Origin of the sequence: Chitinophaga vietnamensis, assembly GCF_902167635.1 — a bacterium.
GTDB classification, from domain to species: Bacteria; Bacteroidota; Bacteroidia; order Chitinophagales; family Chitinophagaceae; genus Chitinophaga; species Chitinophaga vietnamensis.
Genome location: NZ_CABHMS010000008.1, coordinates 133,824 through 156,277, shown reverse-complemented (window position 1 = coordinate 156,277; position 22,454 = coordinate 133,824). Strand labels below are relative to the sequence as shown.

15 protein-coding genes, 3 tRNA genes and 1 CRISPR repeat array are annotated in these 22,454 nt (G+C 44.0%); of the genes, 6 read left to right on the top strand and 12 right to left on the bottom strand.

Features of this window, described 5'->3' with window-relative positions:
* Positions 1 to 48: 48 nt before the first annotated feature.
* Positions 49 to 1,257 (bottom strand): glycosyltransferase family 87 protein, encoded by a 1,209-nt coding sequence (locus tag FPG75_RS20990; protein WP_143309601.1) that lies wholly within the window; start codon positions 1,255 to 1,257, stop codon positions 49 to 51.
* A gap of 316 nt (positions 1,258 to 1,573) precedes the next feature.
* Between FPG75_RS20990 and FPG75_RS20985 the strand changes: the two genes are divergently transcribed.
* A complete protein-coding gene (locus FPG75_RS20985; protein WP_143309599.1) occupies positions 1,574 to 3,403 on the top strand; it encodes an ABC transporter ATP-binding protein in 1,830 nt (609 codons plus the stop codon).
* Here FPG75_RS20985 and FPG75_RS20980 read toward each other — a convergent pair whose 3' ends face one another.
* The 3 genes from FPG75_RS20980 to FPG75_RS20970 all read right to left on the bottom strand — a co-directional run bounded on the left by FPG75_RS20980 (position 3,404) and on the right by FPG75_RS20970 (position 6,030).
* Positions 3,404 to 3,679, bottom strand: a complete 276-nt coding sequence (locus tag FPG75_RS20980) for a hypothetical protein (protein ID WP_143309597.1) — start codon at positions 3,677 to 3,679, stop codon at positions 3,404 to 3,406.
* A gap of 89 nt (positions 3,680 to 3,768) precedes the next feature.
* A complete protein-coding gene (locus tag FPG75_RS20975; RefSeq protein ID WP_143309595.1) occupies positions 3,769 to 5,664 on the bottom strand; it encodes a DUF2075 domain-containing protein in 1,896 nt (631 codons plus the stop codon).
* 27 nt (positions 5,665 to 5,691) lie between these two features.
* Complete coding sequence (locus FPG75_RS20970; RefSeq protein ID WP_143309593.1) at positions 5,692 to 6,030, bottom strand: MazG-like family protein; 339 nt, start codon at positions 6,028 to 6,030, stop codon at positions 5,692 to 5,694.
* Between the two features lie 494 nt (positions 6,031 to 6,524).
* Between FPG75_RS20970 and FPG75_RS20965 the strand changes: the two genes are divergently transcribed.
* Together FPG75_RS20965 and FPG75_RS20960 are read left to right on the top strand one after the other, a co-directional pair.
* Positions 6,525 to 6,600: transfer RNA gene (locus FPG75_RS20965), tRNA-Ile, on the top strand.
* A gap of 467 nt (positions 6,601 to 7,067) precedes the next feature.
* Positions 7,068 to 8,165 (top strand): slipin family protein, encoded by a 1,098-nt coding sequence (locus FPG75_RS20960; RefSeq protein WP_143309591.1) that lies wholly within the window; start codon positions 7,068 to 7,070, stop codon positions 8,163 to 8,165.
* Positions 8,166 to 8,194: 29 nt separating this feature from the next.
* On the opposite strand, the gene FPG75_RS20955 is transcribed toward FPG75_RS20960, so the two are convergent.
* From FPG75_RS20955 to FPG75_RS20945, 3 genes are all read right to left on the bottom strand, one after another.
* Positions 8,195 to 9,187 carry an energy transducer TonB gene (locus FPG75_RS20955; protein ID WP_143309589.1) on the bottom strand — a complete coding sequence of 331 codons (993 nt, stop codon included), beginning with the start codon at positions 9,185 to 9,187 and terminating at the stop codon, positions 8,195 to 8,197.
* Positions 9,188 to 9,234: 47 nt separating this feature from the next.
* Positions 9,235 to 9,307 (bottom strand) — tRNA-Gly (locus FPG75_RS20950).
* 25 nt (positions 9,308 to 9,332) lie between these two features.
* Entirely contained in the window at positions 9,333 to 10,397 is a 1,065-nt protein-coding gene (locus tag FPG75_RS20945; RefSeq protein ID WP_143309587.1) for a glycosyltransferase, read from the bottom strand.
* Between the two features lie 535 nt (positions 10,398 to 10,932).
* On the opposite strand from FPG75_RS20945, the gene cas9 reads away from it, so the two are divergent.
* Genes cas9 through cas2 form a run of 3 tightly spaced genes read left to right on the top strand, consistent with a single transcriptional unit; the run spans position 10,933 to position 16,501 of the window.
* Complete coding sequence (gene cas9 / locus FPG75_RS20940) at positions 10,933 to 15,246, top strand: type II CRISPR RNA-guided endonuclease Cas9 (RefSeq protein WP_143309585.1); 4,314 nt, start codon at positions 10,933 to 10,935, stop codon at positions 15,244 to 15,246.
* A 3-nt stretch (positions 15,247 to 15,249) separates the two neighbouring features.
* Positions 15,250 to 16,161, top strand: a complete 912-nt coding sequence (cas1, locus tag FPG75_RS20935) for a type II CRISPR-associated endonuclease Cas1 (protein WP_143309583.1) — start codon at positions 15,250 to 15,252, stop codon at positions 16,159 to 16,161.
* A gap of 1 nt (position 16,162) precedes the next feature.
* The gene (cas2, locus tag FPG75_RS20930; RefSeq protein WP_143309581.1) at positions 16,163 to 16,501 is read left to right on the top strand and encodes a CRISPR-associated endonuclease Cas2; all 339 of its coding nucleotides are present in this window, start codon (positions 16,163 to 16,165) and stop codon (positions 16,499 to 16,501) included.
* A gap of 113 nt (positions 16,502 to 16,614) precedes the next feature.
* Positions 16,615 to 17,964: a CRISPR direct-repeat array (repeat unit 47 nt; unit sequence GTTGTTTGGAACCAAAGGTAATGTAAAGTTTGAAAGCAATTCACAAC).
* 173 nt (positions 17,965 to 18,137) lie between these two features.
* On the opposite strand, the gene FPG75_RS20925 is transcribed toward cas2, so the two are convergent.
* The 5 genes from FPG75_RS20925 to hflX all read right to left on the bottom strand — a co-directional run bounded on the left by FPG75_RS20925 (position 18,138) and on the right by hflX (position 22,262).
* Positions 18,138 to 18,737, bottom strand: a complete 600-nt coding sequence (locus FPG75_RS20925) for a hypothetical protein (RefSeq protein ID WP_143309579.1) — start codon at positions 18,735 to 18,737, stop codon at positions 18,138 to 18,140.
* Positions 18,738 to 18,794: 57 nt separating this feature from the next.
* Positions 18,795 to 18,868: transfer RNA gene (locus tag FPG75_RS20920), tRNA-Asn, on the bottom strand.
* 148 nt (positions 18,869 to 19,016) lie between these two features.
* Positions 19,017 to 20,663, bottom strand: coding sequence for an ArnT family glycosyltransferase (locus FPG75_RS20915; RefSeq protein WP_236652862.1), 1,647 nt, complete (start codon positions 20,661 to 20,663; stop codon positions 19,017 to 19,019).
* Between the two features lie 67 nt (positions 20,664 to 20,730).
* The gene (locus tag FPG75_RS20910; RefSeq protein WP_143309577.1) at positions 20,731 to 21,072 is read right to left on the bottom strand and encodes a Rieske (2Fe-2S) protein; all 342 of its coding nucleotides are present in this window, start codon (positions 21,070 to 21,072) and stop codon (positions 20,731 to 20,733) included.
* Positions 21,072 to 22,262, bottom strand: a complete 1,191-nt coding sequence (hflX, locus tag FPG75_RS20905; RefSeq protein ID WP_143309575.1) for a GTPase HflX — start codon at positions 22,260 to 22,262, stop codon at positions 21,072 to 21,074. The genes FPG75_RS20910 and hflX overlap by 1 nt, the downstream gene beginning before the upstream one ends.
* Between the last annotated feature and the right edge of the window lie 192 nt (positions 22,263 to 22,454).

The following is a 22,454-nucleotide window of genomic DNA, read 5'->3' as shown; positions in this document are numbered from 1 at the left end:
TTAAAAAAGGCAAGATACGAGCTGATTCTTACAAAATCTTGCTAAATTTTATAAATGCGCAGCAGGTTCCATTTTCGGCGCCATGGCCGATGACGGCGGTGTACGGAGCAACAGAAATTGTCTTGTCCATATCTGGTAAATAATGATCAGGTATAACACCAGGCACGGAAAAGCTTTCACTGCATAAGGCACCGCCACATTATGTCTGAACCAGGGTGTGAGGATATCTGAATGGGAGAAGCTCACCAAGAGTATCGCCAGTACAATGAATACATGATGCCACCACTTGATATTTTGCATGACGTACCAGATGCAGATCGCAGGTATAGCGATGATATAAGTGGGCGATTCTGAGCTGGTGCTCGCCAGTACAGGGAACATCAGCGTAGTGCAGAGCAGGTAGAGGCGGTAGCGCGAATTATAACGGTATTTCAGCAGCAGGTACTGCGATGCATACAGCAAGGCCAGTGGTATCAGCACAAAGGTGTTGCTGAGCCAGGGCATGTGAAACACCCGTTTGATAAAGCCGCCGGCGGAAAGGTCCTGGAAAGTGGTAGTTTGATTCTGCGCATTCTTATGCACCAATTCCACATACCAATCCACATATGTTTGTATAATATAAGCAGGAGAGGAGATGATCATCGGCAAGGCGAACAGAATGGCTCCCCATATGAAAAGCCCTGCTATAAAGCGTTTCGGGTTACGGCTGAAGAAGATGAAGCCCAATCCCACGATGCCGTATATCTTCACCAGCGTGCCTATTACAATGCAGAAGGCCGCCCAGAAATCCTTCCCTTTCAGGATAGAAGTAAAGGTGAGCATGATCAACGCGCAACTGAACTGATTGAACTGGAACCAGCCGCTGGCGCCCATGAGTTCCTGGCTGCAAAAGAGCATCACAATGTTTTGTTGCACTCTTGTGATCGGCAGTTGCCGGATGGCGTAATACATAGCGGCCGCGCCGGCGAGCGCAAACAGGAGAGAACCGATACGGTCATCGAGACCCGCGAAAGGCGCGATCACGAAACTAAAAACAGGACCGTAATGGTTGATATCAAAATACTCTTTGGGATATTCTACGTACAGGGGTTGCTGATGGATGACGTGAAAAAATACCTGCTTGAAGATGTAATAGTTATTCATGTTGCCCCGGCCGATCTCCGTGATCGTGCCTATAAAGGCCAGGCCGAACCACAGGAAAAGTATCAACCACTCCTTCTCACCTAAGTAAGTCAGCACATTTCTTTTTTCACGCATTACGATAGATTTCTATTTATTAATTCGCTACAGTACGCATAATAACGCCGCTGTGAGCTATTTCCCCCTATGTGCAGCGGCTATTCGTTATTGGCCTGCCATTCCTTTGCCTGCAAATTGATAGCGGTAACAGCGCCTGTTACCAGTAATATTACTAATACTGTAATGATAATAAAGAAGATAGTCATGGTCTGCATCCTGTTTTTGTGTGACAATCGGGGCTAAAATTACGAATTACGGATTAAGAATTACGTGAGGAGATGATCATCTCCTCACAAATCCGTAATTCTTAATCCGTAATTCGTAATTTCATTGCATGAGCGCTCATAGGCGAAAAGACCAACAGAAATTATCTTTTAAAGAGAGGCTGGCGGCATTACGTAATCTTCCTGCATTTTTCAGGATGGTATGGGAAACCAGCCCCGGACTGACCATCGCCAACACGATCTTACGTGTGGCGCAATCCGCGATGCCACTGGCATTGCTGTATGTCGGCAAACTGATCATCGACCAGGTGGTGCACCTGAGCAAAGGCGGCGATCATGATACTACCAGGTTATGGCAGCTGGTAGTCGCGGAATTTGTGTTGGCAATCCTTTCTGATGCCCTCAGTCGTGCGATCTCTTTAATGGACAGCCTTCTCGGCGATCTCTTCGCCAACCACACCTCTATCCGGATCATGGAACATGCTGCCATACTGGATCTTGACCAGTTTGAAGATGCTGAATTTTATGATAAGCTGGAAAGGGCACGCCAGCAAACAGTGGGCAGGACCATTTTGTTGTCGCAGGTGTTGAGCCAGGTGCAAGACCTCATCACCATGGGATTCCTGGCGGCGGGCCTGATTGTATTCAATCCCTGGCTCATTGTGTTGCTGTTGGTGGCAGTGATACCCGCCTTCCTGAATGAGTCGCGCTTCAATGATAAATACTACAAGCTTACCTGGGGCCAAACCTCCGACCGGCGCGAGCTTGACTATATCCGTTACCTCGGCGCCAGCGATGAAACAGCTAAAGAGGTGAAAGTGTTTGACCTGTCGAAGTTCCTGATCGGCCGCTTTAAAAACATCTCTGATAAATTTTATACAGACAAGAAAAACCTGGAGGTACAACATGCCTACTGGGGTTCTTTCTTTGCACTGTTGGGCAGCGCAGGCTATTATGCGGCCTATGTGATCATCATTTTGCGTACGATCAACGGGCATCAGTCTATCGGTGATCTTACATTCCTGGCGGGCTCTTTCCGGCAGTTGCGGGTCACTTTTCAGGGCATACTGATACGTTTTTCCAGTGTTACTCAAGGCGCGTTGTACCTGCGTGACCTTTTCGATTTTTTTGAGATACAACCCAAGATGGTGGCGCCACCGCAGCCAAAGCCTTTCCCCCATCCGATCCGCGAAGGCTTCACATTTGAAAATGTGGGCTTTAAATATCTGAATGCAGAAAAATGGGCAATCAGGCATCTCAACTTCACGCTACATGCAGGCGAAAAGCTGGCGCTGGTAGGAGAGAACGGCGCCGGCAAAACCACGCTGGTAAAGCTGCTCAGCCGCCTCTATGATCCGGTGGAGGGGCGCATCCTGCTGGATGGCGTTGACCTCCGCGAATATGATCTCAAGGAATTACGTACACAGGTGGGCGTAATCTTCCAGGACTACCAACGTTATCAAATGACGGTATCACAAAATATTGCAGTAGGTAATATCTCGGAAGCCGGCAACCAGTCGCTCATTGACGATGCCGCCAAACAGAGCCTGGCAGCGCCTTTGATAGAAAAAATGCCACTGGGGTATGAGCAGATGCTCGGACGCCGCTTCCATCAAGGTATAGAGCTATCTGGCGGCGAATGGCAGAAGATCGCGCTGGCACGCGCCTATATGAAAAATGCACAATTGCTTATCCTCGATGAGCCCACCTCCGCGTTGGATGCCCGCGCTGAATATAATGTGTTCCTTCGCTTCGCTGATCTCACAAAAAATAAAACGGCAGTACTTATCTCTCACCGTTTTTCTACGGTACGCATGGCAAACCGCATCCTCGTATTAGAGAAAGGCCAGCTCATAGAAATCGGCAGCCACGATGAATTGCTGGAAAAGAAAGGCCGCTATGCAGAACTATTCACATTACAAGCCGCTGGTTACAAATAACTACTGTATCTGGAACCAGGGCACCCCATTTTTGCCTTGTGGATGATGCACCGATGTTTTTACATTTACCCCGGCAATCTCAAACCAGGGGAAAACGCTGCGCCCTTGCGGATGATAAGCTGTTGTGTAAATCTTATCTTCCCTTATCTCGAACCAGGGATGGGCACTGGACCCGTTGGCATGATAAATAGTAGGATACACCAGATTTTCCCGGACTTCATACAGCGGCGCCGGATCGTAGCCTTCGGGGTGTTGTATGGTTTTGTAGATGTTCATGGGTTAAAATTTTTAATCGTCAACGCAATGGAGGTTGAAAGTTAAGGTTTTTTGGGGAGAGGTAGAGTGGTTGAGGTTGGTAATCCGTGTCACTTACCGGGCTGCGCGACATACATCTGTGCTGCTGATATTGCCAATGCTTCCTTGAAATATTTTTCCAGTTCTTTATCTTCGCAATATACATAGCAGCCTCTCATTCCCCTTGTCATTAATGTCCTGTAAGTATTTTTAATGATTGCCCGAATCTTCTTCTTTGCTTCTTCTGGCTTTTCTGCCAGCATTTTCTTATACCCCCGGATAGATTTATCGTCCTTTGCTCGTTTGGATGGGTCCACTTTTACCTGACCATTCTCCACTATCATGTCTTTACCTATGATAACTCCGATATAATCTACATCCAACCCCTGACTTGTATGTATACATCCTACCTCACTAATAGAGTTGGGATCAATGATCCAGGCTGCATTATAGTTTTGAAAATTCCACTTCATCTTAAAGTTATGTTCCGGAATAGTAATATCATAGATATTCTCATTTCTTCTGCTGTCCCAATTCCAACAATAACCTGCTACCAAACGAGCTTTATTATTCACTTTATTCTTCTCGTAGATGATGTCGTATAACTCGTTCGGTGTATCAATTACTCTGAAATCGTAGTTATATGCTGCGCCATCAAATGAAATATTGGCGGTTTCCCTGATCTGTAATAGCTGGTCGATCCAAGCCAAATAGCCATCAGATCCCCCACAACGGAATTGGGATGCAAGCTCAACACAGTGTATATTAGCCCCTGCAGCGGTCGCGATATCTTTAATTACTTCAATAGTCGCATAATCATCCATATGTACCGTCTGATCTTCATCGATGAAGAAGATGGGACACAAAGCAGTGTCAATAAGCTCTTTAACCTGATTTGTACCATTTCGATATGGTCCACTTTTTTCTGTCAACCGGTGGGCTTCGTCAATGATAAGAACAGGGATGCTATTTGACGTAGCCGTTGTAAATGCCCCTGAACCAACAAAGAGATTTCTTAGTTCGGTCATTGGCTTTACGCCGCTCAATTTGCTGAAATACACATTCCTTGGCGCCTGAGTTTTTGTAACGTACTTTGCAGCCAGTCCATTCGAAATCAGTCCTGCCAACAATTTAATTGCTACAAGCGATTTTCCTGTGCCTGGGCCTCCTTCTACAATCAGCACATTTTTATTCGCAACGTGCGAGTTACGTGCAAGTTCCATCGCTATCTCATACACTTCTTTCTGATCATCGATAAGTACCAGATCATCCCTGCCATCCATTACGTCAGCAATACAATCCATAAGCCCTCTTCCTGGTCGCATATCACTCTTCTCCAGTCGGGCAAGTATATTTGCACTTTCTTTTTGTTTAATGAATTGGCAAATAAAAGCTCGTAATTCAGCGGCATCTGATCTTAAAAACACAGGCGCTTTATCTAAATAATTCTTATAGATAACATTCGTAATGGTGTCATCTTTTGAATAGTTATATAAATACGCACATGGCTTCACATGAATTTCCTCTTCTTCAATTACTGCATTAAAGTGCTTGAGCAATGAGGCATACGACCATGCCTGATAAGCTGGATGCCAGGTATTTTTAAACCCATGTTTGAATTGTGTGTTTACCATTCCGTCCTGGGTGGTAAGTGTTGCACTTTTCCATCCTTTCAATTCAATAATTACGATAGCTTCGCGCTGCCCGTCCGTACCGGTAATAATGAAATCAGCCCGCTTCGAGGTTAATGGGAAATGGTATTCTATCGCAACCAGACAATCATTCGGAATGTCCTTATGGCTAAGTACTATTCCCATTTTCTGTAATGAGGTCTCGAAGGAGCTCAATTCTCCTTGTCCGGTATTTTTGCCGGTTTTCTGTTTGATGGCTGCGGCAATGATATTATGGATATCATTGGAGGATAAATCTTCAATAAAGTCCTGCTTACTTTTCTGGTAAATAATCATATAGGGAAGTCAAATGCGGGTTGAGGCTTATAATTCATTATATTTTTTGGCTGACCCTTTCGCTTTGTGAACAGGATATTTTTCCCCGTTCTTCTTTATCTTCTCGAGTACGATCTCCTTCACATCTAATTTGTGCTTATCGGCCAACAGAAAACAAAAGGCAAAAATATCTGCCAGCTCTTCTTTTAATCTCTCCTTGTCGACCTGCTCGGAAGCGGCAATATCTTTCCAAAGAAAAAGTTCATTTAATTCAGCTGCTTCAATAGAAATGGCGGCTGCCAGATTTTTGGAGTCATGGAATTGCTCCCAATGGCGCTCATCACGGAAGTGGATTAAGGCTTTAATTATTACATCAAGGTCAGACATAACAGAATCGCTGGATTTATGTAATGCTACTACTAACAAATATAGAATTAACTGCTCATTTTCTAAAAACCAATTATCTACCTGATTGGGGTATTGTCAGATTTTTTTATTATTATTTGGAATAATCAAAAAAATATCTCCATCTTTGCACCGTCAAAAAAATTACACATGATACGCAACGAAAGAAATATAAAACACACAAGCCTGTTTAGCTGGACACCCAGTTTCACCAGCCGTTGCGGTGCATGTTATGATGCAGAACAGTAAAATAACTGATTCAATATAACACAGGCCCCGCAAGCAATTGCGGGGCTTTTTTATTTTAAAACATTGCAAATGATCAAACAATTGATACATACATCATTTATTGGCGGTAGCAGATGGACAACTGTATACCTGCATCAACGACCTTGTTGTCAACACGTGTAATAGCTACGTGAAAATTGAAACCGGTCGTTTAGTTATGGCCGGTTTTTTTATGCCTATACCTATCGTGGCCTGTGGCGCAGTGGTGAGCGCAGCTGCCTTATACGCAGTGGAGCGCCGGTTCAAATCCGGCCAGGCCAACCATAAAGATCTTCCTGTTTGGAAGCCTGGAGAGTGATCGCAATGCAAACCGGATGAGGGTTTCACAACACCCCATAGTGCGGCGCCATAAACACCGTATGCTGTTGCAACGAAGACGCATCCTTGTATTATCTGTGTGTTGAAGGTTCGAGTCCTTCCGCTTCGGCGTAGCTCAATGGATAGAGCAACAGTCTGGATCATGTATCCATATTCGCAGAAGCCCGCCGCTTCTATAAACATGGCGATGTCTTAAAATCACCGGTATTGGCCGCTCAGGAAGGAATTCTTCCAATCGTTCCGGCACTTTGCAGGCCGGCTGGCATCACATACGGCCGCTTACATACAAGTGCGCACCTGGGGCAGCAAGTGTTTCAATGTAGTAAGCGAAAAGGTGTGATCATATGGCCTCCGCGCAGGTTTGATGAGCTACAATGCCGGTGATCATTATTCAGAACCCTAAAAACAAGCATATGAAAAAAGTAGTAGTGAATGCCTACGAAAGAGGATTGGTATTCAAAAGAGGTGTTTACCAGGAGATGCTGAAAGAAGGCAGATATTGGTTCTTCGGTAATGAAGAGGTAAAAATCTATGACATCTATCAACCGTTCAATGCGCCGCTGGAGCTGAACGCGCTCCTGCAAGACGCCGCATTGGCAGCCGCATTACAGGTAGTGAATGTGGGCGATAATGAAATCGCGCTGCAATACGAAAACGGTTTGCTACAAAAAGTACTGACATCCGGAAGATATACTTACTGGAAAAATACAGTCGATTATAAATTCGTTCATATAGATATCAGCAGGATAGATATCCCTGCAGAGATAGATCCCTTCATCCTGTCGTCCAGGCTGATGGCGGCTTACGTGAGAAGCTACCGGGTAGAAGAACATGAAGCGGGCCTGTTGTTCATCGATGCGAAATTTGCAAAAGTACTGCAGCCAGGCATCTACCAATGGTGGGTAAATAGCACCGTTATCAACTTGCAAAGAGTAGATATGCGTCAGCAGCAACAGGAAATGAACGGCCAGGAGATCCTGACGAAAGACAAGGCGGCTTTGCGTATCAATGCCTGGGCACAGTTCCGCATCAGTGATATAGCGCGTGCCTTGTTGCAGAACAAGGATCACGAAAAGCAGTTGTATACCCTTTTCCAGTTAGCACTGCGTGAATACGTAGGTGCGTTAACGTTCGATGATCTGCTGGACAAAAAAGATACCCTGTCACCATTCATCCTGGAAGCGGTAGCCTCAAAGACAGCAGGGCTGGGCATTTCAGTACAAGACTTCGGCATCAGGGATATCGTGCTTCCAGGCGATGTGAAAGAGATCATGAACCAGGTACTGATCGCTGAAAAGAAAGCGCAGGCCAATATTATCATGAGAAGGGAAGAAACTGCCAGCACCAGGAGCCTGCTGAATACCGCCAGGCTGATGGAAGATAATCCTATGCTGTTTAAACTGAAAGAAATGGAATATGTGGAGAAGATTGCAGAGAAGATCAACAACATTAGCGTCAATGGCAATGGGGTGTTGATAGATCAGTTAAGGCAGATCTTCATTAGTAAGTAAGAAGGCTGGCCGCATGAGCGGCCAGCTTTTTAATATCTCAACGTAAATCTTACCGGCAGGTTCATCTCTTCTGCATGCACTAATCCGAGCCGCATGCCCGGTTTCCACACTGGCATCAGGCTCACCACTCTGGATGCTTCATTATCCAATGGTGTGCCGGCGCTTGTGCAAACGGTGATATTGCTGATACGTCCATCTGTTCCTACTATAAATTTGAGTATCACGGTGCCTTGCATACCTTTCTCCTGCGCGATCCGCGGGTAGCGGATATTCCTGGCCAGGAAGCGGTTCAAGGCCATTTCTCCACCAGGGTATTCAGGCCGAACACTCAGGGTATCGTACGTATAGGCGGTACCGTTACCTACGTGTTGACCTTTAATAAAAATGCCATCGCGGTATTGCTGCTCTTCTGTTTTCTGTCCGGAAGCGTCGTATATTTCCCATATCCCATCAGGAAAGCCGTTCTTGATGGTTACTTTACCGGTAGTCTTATAATCTTTGTCGCGCTGGATAAACAAGCCATTACCATCGCTTACCTCTTTCTTGCCAGTGCTATCCCAACTATTAATGATACGACGACTGTAAATCCTGGTATCCAGTTTTTGTTCAGTTTTGTCGGCCTCGCTCAATACGATGTATTCTGTCTGCAATTCGCCATTGCGGTAGAAATCATACCAGGTGCCGGTAGGCTGACCTTTGGAATAGCTGCCCTTGCGGCTTAGTTTTTTTGTTTCTTTAAAGTACCAGACAAATTCGCCTTCTTCACGAAGGAATTCCCTGCTGGTGGATCCGCCCACCATCTGTGGTTCTCCTGTTACAAAGAAATCGCGGAAGATGTACACGGGCCTTTCTTTATTCACACCGGTGATCAGGCGGACGTAGGCAGCATCTTCTTTCTTATCTACCTCGCACCATTCTTTATTCAGAAAAGCGAGATGGGTGGAGTCGTCGTACTGGTATTTCTGTGAAAAGACCGGGAGTGTTAACAAACAGCTGGCGGCAAGCATCAGTAACTTCTTCATATAAATGTTGAGATATAGGTATCGTTCTTATCAAGAACATGTTAAAGAGCGGAAGACGGGACTCGAACCCGCTACCTACAGCTTGGGAAGCTGTCGCTCTACCGGGTGAGCTACTTCCGCAGGTAATAACTAAAGGTAAAAAAATCTAATCAAGGATAATGCGCTCATCGGAAAAATTTCTCCAAACGGTTCCCGTCCCAAAGCCTACTCCATTCACCGCGGTAGCTCTATTGCGGTTAGAGATATATACTTTTCTCCCAAGATAAATCGCGCGCTGCATGAGGAAGCTCTCGCATAGTTGTCTTGAAGTGATAGGATAGAACTCGCGCTGGTCTTTCGACCGCAGGCTTCCATCACTTTGAATAGACAAAATCATCAGGGGTTCATTGTTCCTCTTGTATAGTTGCAGGGAACGGCCATCACCGGCGTAAATGCCTGTATACATGTTCCGCAGCGATATCTTCATCGGGCGATTGCCTTCCTGTATCAACAGGTCGTTATCGGTGTAGAAGCGTTCATAACTATTGTTATTCTGTAGATAAATGATCTCGGACGTATCATCAGCAATGGAGATGAACAGCTCTTTCATCTTCTTGGTGGAGCACCCCTCTGCGATGCGCAGGCTATCGTCATGTTGGAGGGCTTGTAAGAAGGCCGGATCTTTGATCACCACCTTACGGCGGCCGAATACCTCAAGGCGGTTCTTGAAGTCCTGATCTTCATAACCATATTCAACAACGCCTTCATCATATCCACGCAACGTATAGAAATCATCTTTGCGTAAACAAATCCTCCCCTGTACATCCCACCATTTTTTGTCGATACCGATACGCGGGGGCGACAAGAAAATATCACTTTCCCTGCTAAACCGCTCGTTGATATAAGCCGCAAATCCGCGACCAGTGAAGTTATCAGCATCTACGCTGCAAACGATTTCGTTGGAAGCCAGTCTGAGCGCCATATTCTTCGCATGGCTCATATGAAAAAACTGCGGTTCAGGATTACGGTAATATCGAAGCAGGCCTTTGTTTACATAAGACTGTAAGGTTTGCCGCGCCCAGTCGTACATATCATCGCGGGAGCCATAATCCAGCAGCACAAACTCGACAGGGTGGTAATCGAGATTATCAATGATATTTTGTAACAGGGTTTCTTTGAGGTGCATCGCCCTGTTCATACAAACGGTGCAGAAAGAGATGCTGTATTGCATTTGTTATATTCTTTCTTTAATGGTGATGAGAGGGGTGTACTGGGATATAACACGTGAGAGGGGAGATTGTTGTGTGGGGCAGCCTTTCATTATCTCAAAACAAGCATCAATTAATTTCCGGAGGTATGTACAGAACTCATATCTTTTTATTATATTTGTTAGATAGGCGCAGTCAGTGAATGCTGGCAGGCCTGTTAAGAGTTGCTTTCAATCCCTGATTAACTTTATTTCAAAGCAACTTGCCTTCCATGCAATGGAAAACGGACACATTGTATCAACCTTAAAGCTTATAAACTGTAGTGAATACTTCAATTTTAACAATCCCCAAAGGATACCAGAAAGAGTTAATGACAGCAGTCTGTATGAAAGAAAGGCGTCTATTCATTTAGTATGAGCATACCACAAATCATGAAAGCAGTCTTAATAAAAAAAAGGCGAGTTGCCCCACCTTACATGTTTTCACAACGGAATAATCCTTATTGTGAATTGCTTTCATTGTTGAAGGTAGATTATTTATTCAATAATAAAAAATGAAATGAAAAGAATTTTTGGTTTAGATATCGGCACCAATTCCATTGGTTGGTCACTCATCAAGCAAGATTTTCCTAATAAAATCGGAGAGATAATTGCTTCGGGAACGCGTATTATACCTATGTCGCAGGATATTTTGGGGGAATTTGACAAAGGTAATTCCATATCACAAACTGCGGAACGTACACGGCTCAGGAGCTCACGAAGGTTACGCGAGCGATTTTTGCTGCGGAGAGAACGTCTTCACAGAGTATTGAATGTAATGGGATTTCTACCAGCGCACTATGCGGCTGCAATTGATTTTGAAAAACGCTTAGGGAAATTTAAAAATGGAGAGCCCAAACTTCCTTATGATAAGGATGGTTTCATATTTAAAAAGTCTTTTTCGGAAATGCTCGCTGACTTCCAAATATCCCAACCCGAATTATTAAAAAACGAAAAGGGGGAACAGAAACTCATACCCTACGACTGGACGATATATTACCTCCGTAAAAAAGCGCTTGCTGAAAGGATAGAGAAAGAGGAACTAGCTTGGATATTATTGAATTTTAACCAAAAACGTGGTTACTATCAGCTCAGGGGGGAAGAAGAGGAAGAGCATCCTAATAAACTTGTGGAATTCCACTCGTTAAAGATATTGGATGTGTCGACAGATGAAGAACAAAACAAAAAAGGAGAGACATGGTATACCTTAACGTTGGAAAATGGGTGGGAATACAGGCGCTCCAACAAGGTGCCATTATATGACTGGAAAGGTAAAACAAGGGACTTCATTGTAACCACAGACCTGGATAATGATGGCACCATTAAAAAAAGGAGCTTCCGGGCGCCTTCAGAAGGTGACTGGACATTGTTAAAAAAGAAAACTGAAAAAGAAATCGAAAACTCCCGAAACACGGTAGGCGCCTTTATTTACGACCACCTGCTAAAAAAGCCTGGGCAAAAAATAAAGGGCAAATTGATACATACAATTGAACGGAGATTTTATAGACAGGAGCTAAAGCAAATCCTGTTAAAGCAACAGGAATTTCATGCAGCATTAAAACAGGAGGAAGTATATAATCATTGCATTAGAGAGCTATACAGAAGCAATGAAGCCCGCCAGCTTGTCTTAAAGGAAAAAGATATTTTACATCTCCTCATGGATGATATTCTCTTTTATCAACGCCCGTTGAAGAGTCAGAAATCTTCTATAGCCAATTGCCCGCTGGAATATCGTACCTATAAAGATAAAAATGGCACCGTCCACCAGCAGTACCTCAAAGCCATTGCTAAGTCAAATCCCTACTACCAGGAATTCAGGATATGGCAATGGCAACACAATCTTTCTATTTACAAGAAAATGGACGATACCAATGTTACTGCTGATTTTATAACCAATATTGAAGACCGGGAAGAGTTATTCAGATTCCTGGATAACAGAAAAGAAATTGAGCAAAAACACCTGCTGAAATTCATCCTGGAAAAAAAGGGGTTCAAGGGAAAAGCACTAAGCGCGGAAATCGAAAAATATAGATGGAATTATGTCAGTGATAAAATATATCCATGTAATGAAACAGGAGCGCTTATAAAAAACAGATTGGAGAAAGTAGATGCCCTACCAACAGGATTTCCAACGAAAGAACACGAATATCAGTTATGGCATATTATCTATTCTGTAACGGATAAAGTGGAATATGAGAAGGCGCTAAAAACCTTTGCTGAAAAATATGGCATCGATCAGGTAACATTTGTTAGTTCATTTAAGAAGTTCCCACCATTCAAAAGTGACTATGGATCTTTCTCAGAGAAGGCCATAAAAAAACTCCTCCCACTGATGCGTGTGGGGAAATACTGGAATTGGGAGGCCATAGATGAGTCATCCAAATCCAGAATTGAAAAAATAATTACCGGTGAATACGATGAAAATATCAAAGACAGGGTTAGAAAACATGCTATACATTTAGTCCATGAAAACAGCTTCCAGGGCTTGCAGGTGTGGCTCGCACAATATATAATATATGGGTATCATTCGGAGGCGACGAGTACAGATAAATGGCGTTCACCACAGGATATAGCATCCTTTCTGAAGGATTTCAGGCAGCACTCCTTACGTAATCCCATTGTAGAGCAGGTGGTAATGGAGACCATGCGTGTAGTCAAAGATGTATGGCAACAATACGGAAATGGCGCCAGTGATTTCTTCGATGAAATTCATATCGAGCTTGGCAGGGAGATGAAAAATCCCGCAGATGAAAGAAAAAAAATTACCAACCAGGTTTTAGAAAATGAAAATACCAATTTGAGAATAAAGGCATTGCTCGGCGAGCTGCTAAATGACCCTGACATCGAAAACGTACGCCCTTATTCTCCCATGCAACAGGAAATATTGAAGATCTATGAAGAAGGGGTTTTGAATTCTGATATAGAGATCAATGAAGAAATTATCAAAATCAGCAAGATAGCCCAACCCTCGTCTGCTGAATTAAAAAAATATAAACTCTGGCTCGAACAAAAATACCGTTCTCCATATACCGGGGCTATCATCCCGCTTAATAAGTTATTCACTCCAGCATACGAGATTGAACATATCATTCCACAAAGCAGGTATTTTGATGATAGTTTTTCAAATAAAGTGATTTGCGAAGCGGCCGTAAACAAGTTAAAAGACAACCAGGTAGGACTTGAATTTATCAAAAGTCATCATGGTGAAATAGTACAGACAGGATTGGGAAAAACGGTTCGTATTTTTGAAGTAAAGGAATATGAAGATTTTGTTAACCAACATTACGCAAAGAACAGAAGTAAGCGCAACAAGCTTTTAATGGAAGATATTCCGGAGAAAATGATAGAAAGACAACTCAACGACACTCGTTATATTAGCAAGTTTATCTCCGGACTTTTATCCAATATTGTCAGATCAGCAACTGATGACGATGGCGTTAATTCAAAAAATTTAATTCAGACGAATGGTAGGATAACTGGCATATTAAAACAGGACTGGGGGTTAAACGATGTCTGGAATGATCTGATCCTTCCGAGGTTCGAACGGATGAATGCACAGAGCAATTCGTCGAACTATACTGCCTGGAATGAGACTTATCAAAAGTTCCTCCCTACGGTGCCGCTAAACGAATCAAAAAACTTTTCCAGGAAACGGTTGGATCACCGTCACCACGCGCTGGATGCATTAATTATCTGTTGTACGACAAGAGATCACATCAACCTGTTAAATAATTTGTATGCCAAGTCGCCGGTACGCTATGATCTGAACAGGAAACTGAGAAGATATGAGCAGGTCAGTTATATCCATCCTGAAACCGGCGAAAAAATAGAAAGGGAAATTCCCAAAGAGTTTCATAAGCCATGGCAAAACTTTACTGTCGGCGTTAAAAACGCGCTCGAAAGTATTATTGTCAGCTTTAAACAAAACCTTCGCATCATTAACAAGGCTACGAATCACTATGAGAGCTGGGTTGTAAAGGATGGCGTTAAAGTCAAAGCATTACAAAAACAAAACGGGCAGAACTGGGCAATACGGAAGCCATTGCATAAAGACACTGTCTCCGGCCTGGTGAACCTGCCGAGAATCAAGGTACCTAAAGGGAAAATAATAACCGCTACGCGTAAAGATATTGACACGTCCTTCGATCTGAAAACTATTGAAGCTATCACAGATACAGGTATTCAGAAAATATTAAAAAACTACCTGGCGGCCAGGGAAAATAACCCTGAAATGGCTTTTACCCCCGAGGGACTTGAAGAGCTTAACAAGCATATCAGAGACTATAATGACGGGAAGTTTCATCAGCCGATTTATAAAGCCAGGGTCTTTGAATTAGGGAGTAAATTCCAGTTGGGTCAAAGCGGCAATAAGTCCAGGAAATTTGTAGAGGCAGAAAAAGGTACAAATTTATTCTTTGCGGTGTATCAGGGTGAAAAAGGGAAGCGCAGTTTCGAATCAATTCCACTAAACATAGTTATTGAACGACAGAAACAAGGCCTAAGTTCAGTTCCTGAACGGGATATCAAGGGACAGCCGCTGCTGTTTCATCTCTCTCCCAATGACCTGGTATATCTACCTACTGAAGATGAATTACAACAAAACTCAAATATCTCATTCAGGGATAAACATCCGAAGTATGTTGGCAGAATATATAAAGTAGTGAGCTTTAGTGGAAACCAGGTTTTCTTTATTAAACATGAAGTAGCCACAAGTATAGTTAATAAAGTTGAGTTCACTTCTTCAAATAAAATGGAACGATCTATAGATGGATTAATGATCAAAGAATCTTGTATTAAACTAACAGTTGGCAGATTAGGGAATATTAACATTTGACCTATGATCAAGCGTACGCTTTATTTCGGGAATCCTGCTTATTTGAAAACAAGAAATGAGCAGTTGATAATTGAGCTGGGAACAACGGGAGAAGAGAAGCAGGCGGCTATCGAAGATATTGGCTTATTAATATTGGACCATCAGCAAATAACAATAACACAGGCTGTATTGGCCAAGTTATTGGCCAATAATGTTGCGGTGATCACCTGCAATGACACACATCATCCAACAGGTATGCTGCTTAATCTGGATGGACACTCTCTTCAAAGCCAGAGATTTCAGTTTCAAATAGGCGCATCGGTTCCTTTAAAGAAGCAGCTTTGGTATCAGACAGTAGTGGCTAAAATCACCAACCAGGCCAACTTATTGGAACAGAAAAGAATTGCCAATAAGTATTTGCTGAAACTTGCTACCAGTGTCAAAAGTGGGGACAGTGACAACTGCGAAGCGAAGGCCGCTGCTTATTATTGGAAAAATATATTTCCTGGTGCTACAGATTTCAGGCGATTAAGGGAAGGGGCTCCTCCGAACAATCTCCTTAACTACGGATATGCCATTCTAAGGGCGTTAACGGCACGTTGTCTGGTAGGGTCAGGTCTATTACCTACGCTCGGTATTTTTCACCGGAATCAATACAATGCATATTGCCTGGCAGACGATATTATGGAGCCCTATAGGCCATATGTAGACATGATAGTGGCAGACATTGTGAGGATGAACGGTAGCTATCTTGAGATGACGCCTTCCATGAAGCAGCGGCTATTGGGGATTCCCGCGATGGATGTGATATTGGACGAGGAAAAAAGCCCGCTAATGAATGCCATGCAACGGACTACATCCAGTTTGGCAAAGTGCTTTGAAGGTCAATCCAGGAAGCTATTATATCCGGTCATGCAAACGACATATTTAATTTAATATGAAATTTGAACGATTAAACGCCTATCGCGTCATGTGGGTACTTGTAATGTTTGATTTGCCTACGGAAACAATACAGGACAAAAGAATATATGCAAAATTCCGTAAAAACATTCTTGCGGACGGGTTCTCGATGTTTCAGTTCAGCATGTATCTTCGCCATTGTAGCAGCCGGGAAAATGCAGAAGTACATATTCAGCGGGTCAAAAGAATCCTTCCTGCTAAAGGTCATGTTGGAATATTAAATATTACTGACAAACAATTTGGTATGATGGAAATATTTCATGGCCAGGAGCAGGTGGGTACACCTGCTCCTGTACAACAACTGGAACTCTTCTAATACCAACATTAAAATTTTGCGGATTATAGCCATAAAAAAACGGGAGGATCTCCCGTTTTTTTATGCTGTTCCGGAGGCTAAACCCTCTACGGGCAGGCATTCCATAAAAGTCAGTTGTTTGGAACCAAAGGTAATGTAAAGTTTGAAAGCAATTCACAACTACGATGAAATGCTGGAACGTGCCATATTAGTTGTTTGGAACCAAAGGTAATGTAAAGTTTGAAAGCAATTCACAACCGCCGGCTATCGGTGTGATCGATATCACCGTTGTTTGGAACCAAAGGTAATGTAAAGTTTGAAAGCAATTCACAACTTGCCCCTATGGTAGATGATCAATTCATCGTTGTTTGGAACCAAAGGTAATGTAAAGTTTGAAAGCAATTCACAACTTATCTTGGTGTGAAGCCTGCAGAGCTTTGTTGTTTGGAACCAAAGGTAATGTAAAGTTTGAAAGCAATTCACAACTACATGGTTTTCGTAATGTGTATGAAGCTCGTTGTTTGGAACCAAAGGTAATGTAAAGTTTGAAAGCAATTCACAACGTTCAGGGCAGATACTTATTCCGAAGTTCAGTTGTTTGGAACCAAAGGTAATGTAAAGTTTGAAAGCAATTCACAACTACATGGTTTTCGTAATGTGTATGAAGCTCGTTGTTTGGAACCAAAGGTAATGTAAAGTTTGAAAGCAATTCACAACGTTCAGGGCAGATACTTATTCCGAAGTTCAGTTGTTTGGAACCAAAGGTAATGTAAAGTTTGAAAGCAATTCACAACTAATAGATAAAGAAACAATACTCATAAACGTTGTTTGGAACCAAAGGTAATGTAAAGTTTGAAAGCAATTCACAACAAGCGATAAAATGTCATTAGCATTAAGAAGTTGTTTGGAACCAAAGGTAATGTAAAGTTTGAAAGCAATTCACAACATGCGTGGGCGGCGGGAATCCAATTGCGAGGTTGTTTGGAACCAAAGGTAATGTAAAGTTTGAAAGCAATTCACAACACCTGGAGACTACTGGTACCCTCTATTGGGTTGTTTGGAACCAAAGGTAATGTAAAGTTTGAAAGCAATTCACAACAGCATATGCTTAATTTGAGTTATTTTTACTGTTGTTTGGAACCAAAGGTAATGTAAAGTTTGAAAGCAATTCACAACTTCAAGAGGGGCCACCAGCCGCTCAATTTTGTTGTTTGGAACCAAAGGTAATGTAAAGTTTGAAAGCAATTCACAACATTATACAGTTAGGCCTTATAAACTAATACAGTTGTTTGGAACCAAAGGTAATGTAAAGTTTGAAAGCAATTCACAACTGTCGCTTGCGTGAAACTTGATGGTCTTCGTTGTTTGGAACCAAAGGTAATGTAAAGTTTGAAAGCAATTCACAACAGCTATCTTCGTAGCACAATGGCACATCTAGTTGTTTGGAACCAAAGGTAATGTAAAGTTTGAAAGCAATTCACAACAGGCGGCAGCCAGATATCCATATCCAGCAAAGTTGTTCGAAACCAAGGTTAATGCAAAGATCACCAACAATAGATATACACAGAACAGGGCAAAGCGATAACCTACCCTAAACCATATTTATTACATGCCTTGAACCCTCTACAGTATACAACAGCCTATCTATAAAAACCTCTTAACTCCCCAAACTAATCATCTGTGAATACCACGTCTCTTTCAACATTTTCACCAGATGATTGAAATACTTATCGGACCCCAAGTTGGTCGATATCGCTATCTGCGCCGCCCAGTATGGTTCTGTGAGGTTGGTATCATCCAGCAGGCTAAAAATAGAAAGCTGATTGGTAAACTCTTTCGTTCCTTTCTTTTTGGCGGGGCGACCATAGTCTCTTAAAAAGATGTTATAAGCCAATGTGCGGTGTACGTAATCTTTCGTGGAGTCGGCCACAAATTCCGGCGCAATCACTAATATAGCATCATGTGGATACATCCTGGATGCTATTCGAATATTCTCATCAGTGACGTGGCTCACATCTCCCAGATACATTAGCGAAGAAGAGAACGCTTCGTTTTTAAGCTCCTTGTCAAGCGCATATTTCACATCCTGCGCTATCTTTCTGCTGGACATGGGTCCTGCTGAAAGTATCAACAACTTTTTAATCTGCCGTTCAGTGGTATTTTCCTTAATACTGGTTACAATAGTGGGATCACCAGTTTGTGCATAGGCATTAATGAGGCCCGCAGCCAGCAACAGTAACAGTATTATTTTCTTCATGGTATAGCAAACTATAAAATAAAAAGGCCTGCATTACTGCAAGCCTTCAATGTTTTGCTCCCCCTGCTGGACTTGAACCAGCGACCCTCTGATTAACAGTCAGATGCTCTAACCAACTGAGCTAAGGAGGAGTGTTTCCCGTATCGTTTGTGCGATTTGGGATTGCAAAAATAGGTAAATTTTCATTTTTGCAAAATCTTATTTCATTTTTTTTGAAATTTTTTTCGGGAGATAAGAAAAAGTAGCCACCACAAAGGGTTTCAGATTGATGATAAAAAATCATTTTCTCACCCTCACCAGCTCCCGCTCCTCCAAAGTGCTGACCCTGGTGGCTTTTCGCACAAAGGGCAGATCCAGTTTGCTCACCCTGAAATGGGGAAAGGATTGTATCACCTCGCAGGTGAAGCCTTTTTGCTGTAGCGATGCCACCGCCTGCGGAGTGGCGAACAACACCTTCGGCGATGCCGCCAACGCGGGCAGGATCGTAGTGCTATCGTAACGCGCTACCGGCGCATGGAGATAGAAATCGAAAGCGTAGCTGTTATCGCCGTACAGGGCTACCGTGGTTCCGGGTAACGATGCATTGGCATAGCGGGCAGCTTCACTGCCGCTCTGGTAGCGCATCATATCGGGATACAGGATGGTATTCAGGTAAAGGTTCAACAGGATGCTGATAGCGATGGTGCGGTAAAATACAGCCGCCTTGGTAGATTTGTCGAGCCAGTTATGCAGCAGCACATACAACAGTATCAGGGCGCCGGCGGGTATGAGCCAGGCATAGTGCATGGCGGGCTTGTACAGCAGGTCTATCACCGTGCCCAGTATGGCGATGAGGATGATAATGGTATATTGCGTAGTGCGGAAAAACTTCATCCAGCGCTCGCTTTGCTGCGAGAGGATATAATTTGCGGTGAGGATGGCAAAGAAAGGGAAGATGATATTCAGGTAATGCGGCAGCTGGAACTTCGATAATGAAAACAGCAGGAAAGTGGCCAGGGCGCCGCATATGCAGTAATATTCCGTTTGTTGCTTCCATCGCCTGATGAACAGGATCACAGCAGCATAGAGCATGATTGACCATGGCAGGAAAGCCCACAGCAAGGTGTGAAAAAAGAAAAAAGGATCGCCCGCACCTTTGATAGGACCGGTGTTCATGAACCGGCCAAACTGGCTGTCCCAGAAGAAAAAGCGCAGACCGGAAACGCCGGTACGACCGAAAACTATTTTCTCCGGGTGTTGGTCAAACTGATGGTATAATGCATACAGTTCCGGTGTGATGAACAATGCGATGAGCACTGCTGCCAGCAGCCATCGCCAGTGCAGCAGTTCGCGCCAGTTACGGGTAAAGAGCAGCTGGCCGCCGATGGCCGCACCGATGGGCACCAGCGCAAAAGGGCCTTTCGTCATCACGGCACAAGCGGCGAAGATGGCGCCGGGCAATATCTTCTTCTGATAAAAAAAATAAACAGCAGCGATGATAAGCCCCGTCAGGTATGGTTCTGCGCGTACGTCGTTGTTGGAGATCACCAGGTGTTCGGCGGTAAGCAGGATACATACCGCCCAGCGGGCTACCTGCTCATTATAAAGAGATAAAGCAAAACGATAAGTATACCAGGCGCCCATCAATGAAAACAATATAGCGGGCAGCTTGTACGACCAGGTATGAATGCCGAAGATATTGAAACTAAGCGCCACCATCCAGAAAGGGAAGTGGGGTTTATCGAGCCAGTCGCGGCCATCCGCATAGAGATTCCAATAATCATGACGGAGCACCATCTGCTTGGATATCCCGGCATAGAGCGCGCCATCGGGCTCCAGGATGGGTACCCACAGGGCGCTGAACTGCAACAGCACCACCATCGCCGTGATCAGCAGCCAGACCTGGTTTTCATTCAGTGTAAACTTACGTGTAGGTGTAATTAGCATAGCGAAATTTACTGGCATCTGCCGGTTACTTCAACAATACACGCTACTCTTAACACAAAAATAATTCCTACCAGAACCAGCCTGTCTTCTCTAGGCCAAGATAGTAGCCATCTTCCCTTTGTTCTATTGGATATGTCTTCAGATGATATCCTTCGCCGGTGGTGTTATGCCCGTTTTTGATGCTGAAGCGGTAGCGATGTACCGGGCATACGATGTTACCATCATTGTCCACGAAGCCATCGGCCATAATGCCGCTGGCATGCGGGCATTTGTAGGCGAAAGCGAAGAGCTGCCCCTGAAAACGGGTGCAGCAGATCATCTTACCATTTATTTCCAGTACATGGATATCTGTTTCGCCGACAGGTAAACTGCCCTCATCGAGTTTATACCACGAATATCTTTTGGCCATCAGTAGAAAAATTCCGTTTTATAAGGATAACGTTCCCGGTACAGCTGTGAAACCTTGTCCATAATGGTTTTGCGCAGCTCCTCGATATTTCTTTTCTCCAGGGCGGAGACAAATACACAGTTGCCGTTGGTTTTAACCTCCCAGCTTTCTTTCAGCTGTTTGAGGATATCTTCTTTCACATCCTCTTCCAGCCATTTATCGAAGGTATTGGCTTCGTAAAGGTCCATCTTGTTAAAGATCATGATGGTGGGCTTTTCGAAGGCTTTCAGTTCTTGCAGGGTGCGGTTCACCACTTCGATCTGTTCTTCGTACTGCGGATGGGAGATGTCCACCACATGCATGAGGATATCGCTCTCGCGCACCTCGTCCAGCGTGGATTTGAAGCTCTCCACCAGGTGGTGCGGCAGTTTGCGGATAAACCCTACTGTATCGCTGAGGAGGAAAGGTGTCTGGTCAAACACCACTTTGCGGGTGGTGGTATCCAGCGTGGCGAAGAGTTTATTTTCTGCAAAAACCTCGCTTTTGCTGAGAAGGTTCATCAGCGTGCTTTTGCCCACGTTGGTATAACCAACGAGCGCTACACGGATAAACTCACCGCGTTCCTTGCGTTGTGTGAGCGCCTGTTTGTCGATCTCGCCCAAACGCTTGCGCAGCAAGGCGATCTTGTCTTTAACGATACGACGGTCCGTTTCAATTTCTGTTTCACCGGGGCCCCTGCTGCCGATACCGCCTCCCTGGCGTTCCAGGTGGCTCCACATACCACGCAGCCTTGGCAGGATGTACTGGTATTGCGCCAGTTCCACCTGCACTTTGGCCTGTGCCGTGCGGGCGCGCCGGGCGAAGATGTCCAGGATAAGGTCACTGCGGTCGATCACTTTCACTTTCAGCACCTTTTCAATATTGGCGATCTGTGAGCCGGTCAGCTCATCATCGAATATGACGATTGATATATCTCTGCCCGTTATAAACTGATGTATTTCTTCCAGCTTGCCCTTGCCCACAAAGGTGGCTCTGTCGGGGTGCGACAGCTTCTGGGTAAAGCGTTTTACGGTCTGGGCGCCGGCTGTTTCAGCCAGGAACACCAGCTCGTCCAGGAACTCCTGTACCTGGCGCTCAGACTGGTCTTTCGTGATCACACCTACGATCACTGCCCGTTCTTCTTTTTGTACCGCTTGTTTTTTCTCAATCAAAGTATTTCAGAATTTCCTGCAAAAATACTTGAAATTTTTCTCGGAAAGCGCCCCTTCGCTTACTTTACGGACTTTGCGGGAAACTACCTACATTTACGCGATCCAAAACAACACCTTCACATCATGTATAAACCTCTTTTATTGACAGGACTATTCATTTCAACTATGGTATCAGCCCAGGACAGGATGACG

What these genes read in the sequence shown, in the direction of transcription:
- cas1 (WP_143309583.1), top strand. Translation starts at nt 15,250, where the DNA reads ATGATCAAGCGTACGCTTTATTTCGGGAATCCTGCTTATTTGAAAACA.
- FPG75_RS20945 (WP_143309587.1), bottom strand. Translation starts at nt 10,397, where the DNA reads ATGCAATACAGCATCTCTTTCTGCACCGTTTGTATGAACAGGGCGATG.
- FPG75_RS20925 (WP_143309579.1), bottom strand. Translation starts at nt 18,737, where the DNA reads ATGAAGAAAATAATACTGTTACTGTTGCTGGCTGCGGGCCTCATTAAT.
- FPG75_RS20910 (WP_143309577.1), bottom strand. Translation starts at nt 21,072, where the DNA reads ATGGCCAAAAGATATTCGTGGTATAAACTCGATGAGGGCAGTTTACCT.
- FPG75_RS20960 (WP_143309591.1), top strand. Translation starts at nt 7,068, where the DNA reads ATGAAAAAAGTAGTAGTGAATGCCTACGAAAGAGGATTGGTATTCAAA.
- FPG75_RS20990 (WP_143309601.1), bottom strand. Translation starts at nt 1,257, where the DNA reads ATGCGTGAAAAAAGAAATGTGCTGACTTACTTAGGTGAGAAGGAGTGG.
- FPG75_RS20980 (WP_143309597.1), bottom strand. Translation starts at nt 3,679, where the DNA reads ATGAACATCTACAAAACCATACAACACCCCGAAGGCTACGATCCGGCG.
- FPG75_RS20915 (WP_236652862.1), bottom strand. Translation starts at nt 20,663, where the DNA reads ATGCTAATTACACCTACACGTAAGTTTACACTGAATGAAAACCAGGTC.
- FPG75_RS20955 (WP_143309589.1), bottom strand. Translation starts at nt 9,187, where the DNA reads ATGAAGAAGTTACTGATGCTTGCCGCCAGCTGTTTGTTAACACTCCCG.
- cas9 (WP_143309585.1), top strand. Translation starts at nt 10,933, where the DNA reads ATGAAAAGAATTTTTGGTTTAGATATCGGCACCAATTCCATTGGTTGG.
- cas2 (WP_143309581.1), top strand. Translation starts at nt 16,163, where the DNA reads ATGAAATTTGAACGATTAAACGCCTATCGCGTCATGTGGGTACTTGTA.
- FPG75_RS20970 (WP_143309593.1), bottom strand. Translation starts at nt 6,030, where the DNA reads ATGTCTGACCTTGATGTAATAATTAAAGCCTTAATCCACTTCCGTGAT.
- FPG75_RS20985 (WP_143309599.1), top strand. Translation starts at nt 1,574, where the DNA reads ATGAGCGCTCATAGGCGAAAAGACCAACAGAAATTATCTTTTAAAGAG.
- FPG75_RS20975 (WP_143309595.1), bottom strand. Translation starts at nt 5,664, where the DNA reads ATGATTATTTACCAGAAAAGTAAGCAGGACTTTATTGAAGATTTATCC.